The sequence below is a fragment of the Phenylobacterium sp. genome, assembly GCF_041920015.1.
In the GTDB taxonomy this organism is placed as follows: Bacteria; Pseudomonadota; Alphaproteobacteria; order Caulobacterales; family Caulobacteraceae; genus Phenylobacterium.
In genome coordinates this window covers 1-7,914 of the sequence record NZ_JAYRST010000111.1, presented here as the reverse complement: position 1 = coordinate 7,914, position 7,914 = coordinate 1, and the positions used below count along the sequence as shown (strand labels likewise).

Here is a 7,914-nt window from a genome sequence, read left to right as displayed (position 1 = left end):
GGATTTCCTGGATGTCCGCCTTGCCGCGCACGATCACCGAGCCGCGGCCGCTGGCCAGGGCGCCGCGCGGCGCCGAACGGCCGATGATCTCGCCGCCGGTCGGGAAATCCGGCCCCGGCACGATGTCCAGCAGGGCGTCGAGCCCGATCTCGGGGTCGTCGACATAGGCCAGGCAGGCGTCGACCACTTCGCCCAGGTTGTGCGGCGGGATGTTGGTGGCCATGCCGACGGCGATGCCGCCGGCGCCGTTGACCAGCAGATTGGGAATCCGCGACGGCAGGACGACGGGCTCCTGCTCGGTGCCGTCGTAGTTCTCCTTGAAGTCGACCGTATCCTTGTCGAGGTCGGCCACGATCGACATCGCAGCCTTGCTCATGCGGCTTTCGGTATAGCGCATGGCCGCCGGCGGGTCGTTGTCCACCGAGCCGAAGTTGCCCTGACCGTCGATCAGCAGCAGGCCCATCGAGAAGGGCTGCGCCATGCGGACCATGGTGAAGTAGATCGAGGCGTCGCCATGCGGGTGATACTTACCCATCACGTCCCCGACCACGCGCGCCGACTTCACATAGGCGCGATCCGGGGTGTGGCCCTGCTCGTTCATCGAGAACAGGATCCGGCGGTGCACGGGCTTCAGACCGTCGCGCGCATCCGGCAGGGCGCGGCTGACGATCACGCTCATGGCGTAGTCGAGATAGGAGCGCTTCAGCTCGTCTTCGATGGCGATAGGGGCGACGCCGCCGCGCCGATCACCATCCGGCGAGGTATGGGTTTCTTCGGTCAAGGAAAGGATTTAGCCGTTTAGAATCGGACACAAAGCTGAGCTCAGTTGTTAACATCCCGCAGGCCGCAAGGCCAACGTCCGTCGTCAATCGAACCCAGGTGCTGGAAACCATGAGATATGCCCTCGCCGCCCTTGCCGCCACCCTTTTCGCCGGTACGGCGATTGCGGCCGATGCGCCCGCCAACCAACAGATCGAACTAAAGAATTCGACTGGCGCCGTCGTCGGGACCGCCACCCTCGTCAGCGCTCCCAAAGGCGTGGTCATGCGGGTTGAGGTGAAGGGGCTGACCCCCGGCTGGCACGGCCTCCACTTCCACGAGAAAGGCGACTGCTCGAAGTCCGATTTCACCTCGGCAGGGGGGCACGTGCATGGCGGGCCGACCATGGTTCACGGCTTGTTGAACCCTGACGCCAACGAGGCCGGCGACCTTCCCAACCTCCATGTGGCGGCCGACGGGGCCGGCGCGACCGAGGTATTCTCGACCTTCGTCTCCCTGGGCGGCGTCGACGGACGCCAGGACCTGAACGACAAGGACGGGTCGGCCATCGTCATCCACGCCAACGCCGACGATCACCAGACCCAACCGATCGGCGGGGCCGGCGCGCGCATCGCCTGCGGCGTGATCGCCGGCGGCTAAGGCTTCCGATCTCAAGCCTGTTTCAGACGCCGCCGCGGCCCTGCGCCCGGCGGCGTTCTTCGTTTCCGGGGTCAGAACGGAAAACGGCCAGCCTCCGCGGAAGCTGGCCGTCAAGAATTCCGAAGGATCTTGAGCGTTCTAGAACGGGATCTCGTCGTCGAGATCGGCCGAGAAATCTTCGCGCGGACCCGAGCCCTGGTTGCGCTGGCCGCCGCCGAAATTGCCGCCGCCACCGCCATAGCCGCCACCGCCACCGCCATAGTCGCCGCCATAATCCCCGCCGCCGGCGCTGCTGCGCTCGCCATCGCCACGGCCGTCGAGCATGGTCAGTTCGCCCCGGAACTTCTGCAGCACGATCTCGGTCGAATACTTTTCCTGGCCCGACTGGTCGGTCCACTTGCGGGTCTGGATCGCGCCCTCAATGTAGACCTTGGAGCCCTTGCGCAGATACTGCTCGGCGACCTTCACCAGATTGTCGTTAAAGATCACCACGCGATGCCATTCGGTCCGCTCCTTGCGCTCGCCGCTCATGCGGTCGCGCCAGGTTTCCGAGGTTGCGATCCGCAGATTCGCGACCCGGTCGCCCGAATTGAGGCTGCGGATTTCCGGATCGGCCCCGAGGTTGCCGACCAGAATGACCTTGTTGACGCTGCCCGCCATGAGCTTGTCCCTTGCTTTCCGTGCTTGCGGCCCAGCGGCCTTAAGCGCCGGACGCTAGCGGAGCGTAGACGGCCGATCAAGTTAATGTTCTATTTTTGTTCATGGACAGCAGAACTTCGTCCACAGGCGATTTGACCGCGGGCGGCGTTATTGCGGCGCAGGCTCGCGCGGCATCGCGCCAGGCACGGCCAGCCGGCCATCGCCCGTGCGCACCAGCGCCAGATAGGGGTGCTCCTCAAGCGACGGGGCGGTGAAGATCCCCTGCCGTTCGACGAAGATGAAGTTGCCCATATAGGCACCGGTGACCTCGCGGGCGGTGCCGCCCATGCGCAGGAAGCGGACCCGCATCGATTCGAGCTCGGCTGCGCAGTGTTCCAGGGTCGGAACGTCCGATTTGAGCTTGTTGAACTTCAGCTCGCCGGACTTGTCCTTGACCACATGCCAGCAGACCCCCTGCCCGCCCGGCGGCAAGGTGCGCTTGGCGCAGGCGGAAAGCGCAAGGACCGACAGGCCGGCGACGAGAGCGGTTCGAACGAGCATGGCGTGCAGCCTATAGCTGAGATTGCGGCGGCGCGAGGGCCGTCAGCCGATCGGACTGATCGCACAGTTGGACGCCTGTTCGGCGATCGTCCGGAAGCTGCGGTTGTCGCCCGAGACCTCGACCTTGCCTGGGACCAGACGCAGGGTCTGCTGCATCCAGCGCCCATAGGTCGCCCCCCCGGGCCGTTCGCACCGGCCGGCGAACAGGGTCTGGACGCAGGCGTTCAGCGTCTGATCGGTCGGCAACTTGCGCCAGCCGCCTTCGGTATAGCGCCAGCAGGCGCCGGCCGGCGCATTGGCCTGGGCGGCCGCGACCTGCCCTGGCGCGCCCGGCGCAGCGGTCGGCTGGAGGGGAATCGCGTCCGCCTGCGGCGGAAGCGGCGTCAGCATGGTCCCGGCCTGATCTGCGGCGGCCAGATTGCCCGCTTCGTCGACCCCGACGTCGAGCGCGCCGGTCGCCACGCCGTTGCGCTTGGCGCAGTCGATCAGCGTCATCTCGCCCACGAACTGGCCCGCGACGAAGCAGCGAAGCGGCTTGGCCGGATCGAGCCGCCCATCGTCGGGCGCGCCGGTCTCCACCACGAGACCGCCTTGCGAGGCCGGCGGCGGGGCCGTCTTCTCGCCGCGGCCTCCGGCCACCATCGCGCCGGCGATCACCGCCCCGGCGACCAGGGCCGCCGCGGCGCCGATCAGCACCAGGCGCGTGGGTTGATCCTTGAGGAACTCCATGCGCCCTCGCTAGACCGTGCGTGGGACGGTTTCAAGCAGGCGAGATCAGCCGCCGCCGGTCAGGCGGTTCAGCCCGGCCTGATAATTGGCCAACTGATTCTTCAGATAGGCCGGGACCTCGCCCGTGGCCTTCTTCTTCTCGCTGGCGGGCTTCATGCCCTGCTCCAGGTCGCGGAAGGCCGTGCGCAGCACCGACATCGACATGGTCAGCTTGTCGATCGCCGCCTTGATGTCTTCCTTGGTCGACAGCGACAGGTCGCGCGGCATCTTGAGGCCATACATCGGAGAGCCGCCGTCGCCGGGGACCATCTGGCCGTCCTTGCTGACATTGGTCCGCACGAAGCCTTCGTGCAGGCCCAAGGCCTCCAGCGCGTCCAGGCCGCCCTTCCCGCCGAGGATTTCCAGGCTGGAACGGCTGTTCTGCGGCCGGATCTGGAGCTTGCGCACATCGCCGTCGGAGACCACCTCGGCCTTCACCCCGAACGAGGTGGCGCGCTGGATCTTCTTGGCCAGGGTTTCGAGGGTGTCGTTGGCTTCGATCGTGATGGTCACGGCAGAACCGCCGATCCGCCGCCGGATCTGGAACGTATCGCCCGGGCGCGCGGAGGTCGCCGAAGTGACCAACTGCGAATCCGAATACTCTACCTTGCCCTTGGGCAGGCCCAGCCGATCGAGCACGCTGGCGCCGCTTGCATCGACCGCAATGGACGACGGCGCAGTCATCTTGTCCGAGCCGGTGAACCGTTGGGACCAGGCGATGACGCCCGTACCGATGTCGAGTCCGACAGCGAAACCGTCCACCTTGCCGACAGCGCCAGTCATGCTGGGAAGATCGGTCTTGGTCGTGCCGGTGAGCCAGACCTTGCCATCGGCGACCGTCATAGCCGTCGCCCGATCATCGCCAGCGCCGCCGTAGTAGGCGATGGCGTCGCCGCCCGTTGAGAGGTCGGCGGAAATACGCGCCGCAAAGGCGTCGACGCTGCCCGAGGAGGCCCGCGTGGTGTTGCCGACGTTCATGGTCGCGCCGGTGGACCCGCCGATGACGATATTGCCGCCGTCCATGGTGACGCCCGCGATCGATCCGCCGCCCAACGTCCCGAGGCTGCGGGTCGCAGACACCACGGGCGTCTTGGGGTTGGTCATGTCATACCGGCGCAGCTTGACCTCTCCGCCCTCGACGGAAGCCACGACGACGTTGGTTCCATCAACCACCAGGCCGGCGGGCTTGTCCTCGCCCGAACTACCGAACTGGGTGGTGGACTTCAGCCGTCCCTCGGCGTCGAACGCACGCAGATAGTTGTCCCAATTGCCGGCGGACACCTGGCCGGTCATCGCTCCCTTGGTGCGGCCGAGCACGTAGAGCGAACCGTCGGCGCCGAAGGCGACGCTGGAGGCTTCGTCATCGTCGCGCGCGCCCATCCGCTGCGACCACATTTCGTCGCCCGCCGCGCTGAACACCGCCACGAAGCTGTCCGGCTTGGTGGCGTCCACGCCCTCGTCGGCCTTGAGCACTTTCGGAATGGTCTCGAGGGCGCCGTTGCCGATCGGAACGCCGCTGGCGGCAAATCCGCCAGTGACGGAGCCCGAAACCGCGATCTGGCCATCCGGCCCCACCGCCAGGCCCAGACCGGTCGCGTCGGCCGAGGCGCCCAGCGTGCGGGTGTAGACGACCTTGCCGGCCGAATCGAACTTCATCAGCGCGACATCGCCCGCGCCCTTGATGGTCTGGCCATCCACCGTGTCGTTGACGTCCGCCAGCAGATAGAGCGAGCCATCCGGCCCGGTCACCGCCTTGTGGACCTTCTCGACGCCCTCGGGCAGGTCGACATCGAAGACCCGCCCCTCGACCCAGTTCACGTCGCCTGGGCGACGGACCGCATCCGATGTGGTTCCGGTCTCGAATTTCAACAGCTCTTCGGTGAGCTTCGGGTCGGGCGTGACGGTCACCACCTTGCCGTTCTCGACCTTGGTGGTCTTGTCCGGCTTGGGGTCGCCCGAGGTCTGGGTCACATAGACCGCCGGCGAGGTGACAGGGGCCGAAAAGGTCAGGATTTCCGTCGTATCGCCCTGAATCTTCAGCGCGAACTTGTCCGGCTCCTTGCCCAGCTTGATCGTACGGCCGTTGACTTCGGTGGTCTTGTCGGCGCCGGCGATCTTTTCCACCGCAAAGCGCGTGCGGTAGCCCGCCGCGCCAAGCTTGGCGTTCATGTACTTCACCACCTCGTTCATCGAACGAGGCGTCGAGCCCATCTCGGCGAGGTCGAAGTCGACGGTGGTCTCGACCTTGTTGGGCAGGCGAACCTTGACGCTGAACTGCACATTGCCCTGGAAGGCCTCGACCTCATCGTTCGCCGTCCCCTGGTGCAGGGGCGAGGTCAGGTACTTCGGCGTCGTCTTCGGCACGCCCACGGCCGTCTTGGCCTTGTCGCCCACATCGCCATAGGTCAGCCGCAGCTTTTCGAAATTGGCGTCGTCGATATAGCCCGACACTTCAGCCAGGCCGCGCGTAAAGGCCGTCTGGATCCGCTTCAGTTCGGCGGCGCTGGTGTCCTTGTCGTCGGCCTTGCGCGCCAGGGCTTCGAGAGTGGCCAGGCCCTGATGCATGGCGAAGAGCTGGCGATAGTCCTCGCTCGCGCCCTTCACGTCGAGCTGGGTCTGATACTCGTCGATGAACTTGCGCCCCATGAGGACGCTCTTGAGCAGTTCGTCGGCCTTGGGGGCCTTCGAGAGCGTGCTCCACGGCGGCGTGGGGGCCTTGGTCGTCGCCCCGGTCGCAGCCGACACCTTGCCGCCGCCGGACGCGGCAGCGCCCAGGCTGTTCTTCGCCTGATAGTAGTTCAACAGGATGTTGCTGTCGAAGCTGATCACGGGGCCACCGGCCGACATTGGGTCCAGCCAGCACCTTGCCGCATCAGGCCTGACGAGATGTTAAGCCGCCGAAGAAAAACGCGGCGGCCGCGTCTTAGCCGCCGCGGAAGAGCTGCAGGATCACCTGAGGCTGCGAGTTGGCGATCGACAGCGCCTGGGCGCCAAGCTGCTGCTGCACCTGCAGAGCCTGCAGGCGAGCGCTTTCCTTGGCGATGTCGGCGTCGACCAGATTGCCGATCCCGGTTTCCAGCACATCCTGCAGCTTGGACACGAAGGTCACGTGCTTTTCGATCTGCTTGGATTGGGCGCCCATCTCGGCCAGGGCGGCGGTGACGTTGCCGATGGCCGCATCGAGGCTGGCCAGAACCGACTTGGTGGCCGAGGTGGTGCCCGTCAGGCTCGTCCCCGCCAGGTTCACGATGCTGCCGCTGATCGTGAAGTCCTGCGGCGTCAGGGCGATGTAGCTGTCCCCATCCGCGTTGGCCAGGAAGTTGAGGTTGGAGGTCAGGCTGCCGTTCAACACCGACACCCCGTCGAACTCGGCCGAGGATGCGAACTGGCTGATCGCCTGCAACAGCGCCTGGTACTCATCGTCGAAAGCCTTGCGGGTCGACGTCGTCGCGGAATCTTCCGCCGCACCGATCACCTTCTCGCGCATCTGGACGAGGATGTCGCTGATCTGCTGGCCCGCGCTCAGCGCCACGTCGGTGATCGAGGTCGCGCGATCCAGGCTCATCTTCACCGCGCCGAGCGAGCTGAAGTCCGCTCTCTGTTTCTGGGCGATGGCGTAGACGGCCGCGTTGTCCTTGGCGCTGGACACCCGCAGGCCTGTGTTGATCTTATTCTGGACCTGCTCCAGCTTCTCGTTGGTGCTGTTGAGGTTCTGAAGCGCGATCAGCGCCGACTTGTTCGTGTTGACGCTCATCGCCATGGCGCAAATCTCCTTCAGAGAACCCATGCAGAGCGCGCGACTCGCGCGCCGAAAACATGGTTAACGCTAGGAAGCGCATGGTTTCCGAAAGCTTAACGTCAAGATGGTGAAAACCCGCGAACCGGAGAGCCGGCTGCGGTTGCAACCTGTTGAACGGTCGCCGTTCCAGTCCGGCCGCGCCAGACGGGATGTCTCAGGCCTGGGTCGTGATGACCGCGCCGGCCTCGTAGGCTTGCATCTCGCGCATCCGCAGAACCTCTTCACGCGGCAACTGCAGGACCACTTCGCCGGTCCGCCGGTCGATGGTCTTGTAGACGAAGGCGCCGGCCTGATCCTCGATCACCAGCCGCAGGTCGGGCTGGGGCGCGGCGACGGGCTGGGCCTGCGGCCGCCGTCCTGAAGCCGGCCTTGCAAGCGCCTGGGCGGCTTCGACCTCGGGAAGCGCCGACGCGATTGGGAGCTTGTTCTCTATGGATCCATTCGCCCGAGGCTTGCGCCCACAGACGATCCCTGCTGCACGTTGACGGCGAGGAGGTCGCCCTCCCCGCCGCCGACGCGGAAGGACGCAGGACCAAGCCCCGCGCCCGATAGCCCTATCGGAACAGTCCGAGCAGGATGCTCGACGACTGGTTGGCGATGCTGAGCGCCTGGACGCCAAGCTGCTGCTTGGTCTGCAGGGCCTGCAACCTTGCGCTTTCCTTCGCCAGGTCCGCGTCGACCAGGTTGCCGATACCCGTATCCAGGGTGTCCTGGAGCTTCATGACGTT

The 7,914-nt window shown here is 66.0% G+C and carries 9 protein-coding genes; 1 reads left to right on the top strand and 8 read right to left on the bottom strand.

Annotated elements, in window-relative coordinates:
• Positions 1 to 781, bottom strand: a 781-nt coding sequence (locus ACE3TL_RS15875; protein WP_374579640.1) for a DNA gyrase subunit A, incomplete at its 3' end; no start/stop codon positions are given.
• A 110-nt stretch (positions 782 to 891) separates the two neighbouring features.
• On the opposite strand from ACE3TL_RS15875, the gene ACE3TL_RS15870 reads away from it, so the two are divergent.
• Entirely contained in the window at positions 892 to 1,419 is a 528-nt protein-coding gene (locus ACE3TL_RS15870) for a superoxide dismutase family protein (RefSeq protein WP_374533745.1), read from the top strand.
• 138 nt (positions 1,420 to 1,557) lie between these two features.
• Here the strand turns inward: ACE3TL_RS15870 and ssb are convergent, their stop codons facing one another.
• The 7 genes from ssb to ACE3TL_RS15835 form a co-directional block, all read right to left on the bottom strand.
• Positions 1,558 to 2,079 carry a single-stranded DNA-binding protein gene (gene ssb / locus ACE3TL_RS15865; protein ID WP_374579639.1) on the bottom strand — a complete coding sequence of 174 codons (522 nt, stop codon included), beginning with the start codon at positions 2,077 to 2,079 and terminating at the stop codon, positions 1,558 to 1,560.
• A 147-nt stretch (positions 2,080 to 2,226) separates the two neighbouring features.
• Positions 2,227 to 2,619 carry a hypothetical protein gene (locus ACE3TL_RS15860; RefSeq protein ID WP_374579638.1) on the bottom strand — a complete coding sequence of 131 codons (393 nt, stop codon included), beginning with the start codon at positions 2,617 to 2,619 and terminating at the stop codon, positions 2,227 to 2,229.
• Positions 2,620 to 2,661: 42 nt separating this feature from the next.
• Positions 2,662 to 3,348, bottom strand: a complete 687-nt coding sequence (locus tag ACE3TL_RS15855; protein WP_374579637.1) for a hypothetical protein — start codon at positions 3,346 to 3,348, stop codon at positions 2,662 to 2,664.
• Between the two features lie 45 nt (positions 3,349 to 3,393).
• A complete protein-coding gene (locus ACE3TL_RS15850) occupies positions 3,394 to 6,216 on the bottom strand; it encodes a hypothetical protein (protein WP_374579636.1) in 2,823 nt (940 codons plus the stop codon).
• A 94-nt stretch (positions 6,217 to 6,310) separates the two neighbouring features.
• Entirely contained in the window at positions 6,311 to 7,147 is an 837-nt protein-coding gene (locus tag ACE3TL_RS15845; RefSeq protein ID WP_374579635.1) for a flagellin, read from the bottom strand.
• Positions 7,148 to 7,340: 193 nt separating this feature from the next.
• Positions 7,341 to 7,490, bottom strand: a complete 150-nt coding sequence (locus tag ACE3TL_RS15840; RefSeq protein WP_374579634.1) for a flagellar protein FlaG — start codon at positions 7,488 to 7,490, stop codon at positions 7,341 to 7,343.
• Between the two features lie 250 nt (positions 7,491 to 7,740).
• On the bottom strand, positions 7,741 to 7,914 hold a 174-nt coding region (locus ACE3TL_RS15835), incomplete at its 5' end, for a flagellin (protein ID WP_374579641.1).

Bases quoted from the DNA above. Each gene is read 5' to 3' on its own strand.
- ACE3TL_RS15870 (WP_374533745.1), top strand. From the start codon at position 892: ATGAGATATGCCCTCGCCGCCCTTGCCGCCACCCTTTTCGCCGGTACG.
- ssb (WP_374579639.1), bottom strand. From the start codon at position 2,079: ATGGCGGGCAGCGTCAACAAGGTCATTCTGGTCGGCAACCTCGGGGCC.
- ACE3TL_RS15860 (WP_374579638.1), bottom strand. From the start codon at position 2,619: ATGCTCGTTCGAACCGCTCTCGTCGCCGGCCTGTCGGTCCTTGCGCTT.
- ACE3TL_RS15855 (WP_374579637.1), bottom strand. From the start codon at position 3,348: ATGGAGTTCCTCAAGGATCAACCCACGCGCCTGGTGCTGATCGGCGCC.
- ACE3TL_RS15845 (WP_374579635.1), bottom strand. From the start codon at position 7,147: ATGGCGATGAGCGTCAACACGAACAAGTCGGCGCTGATCGCGCTTCAG.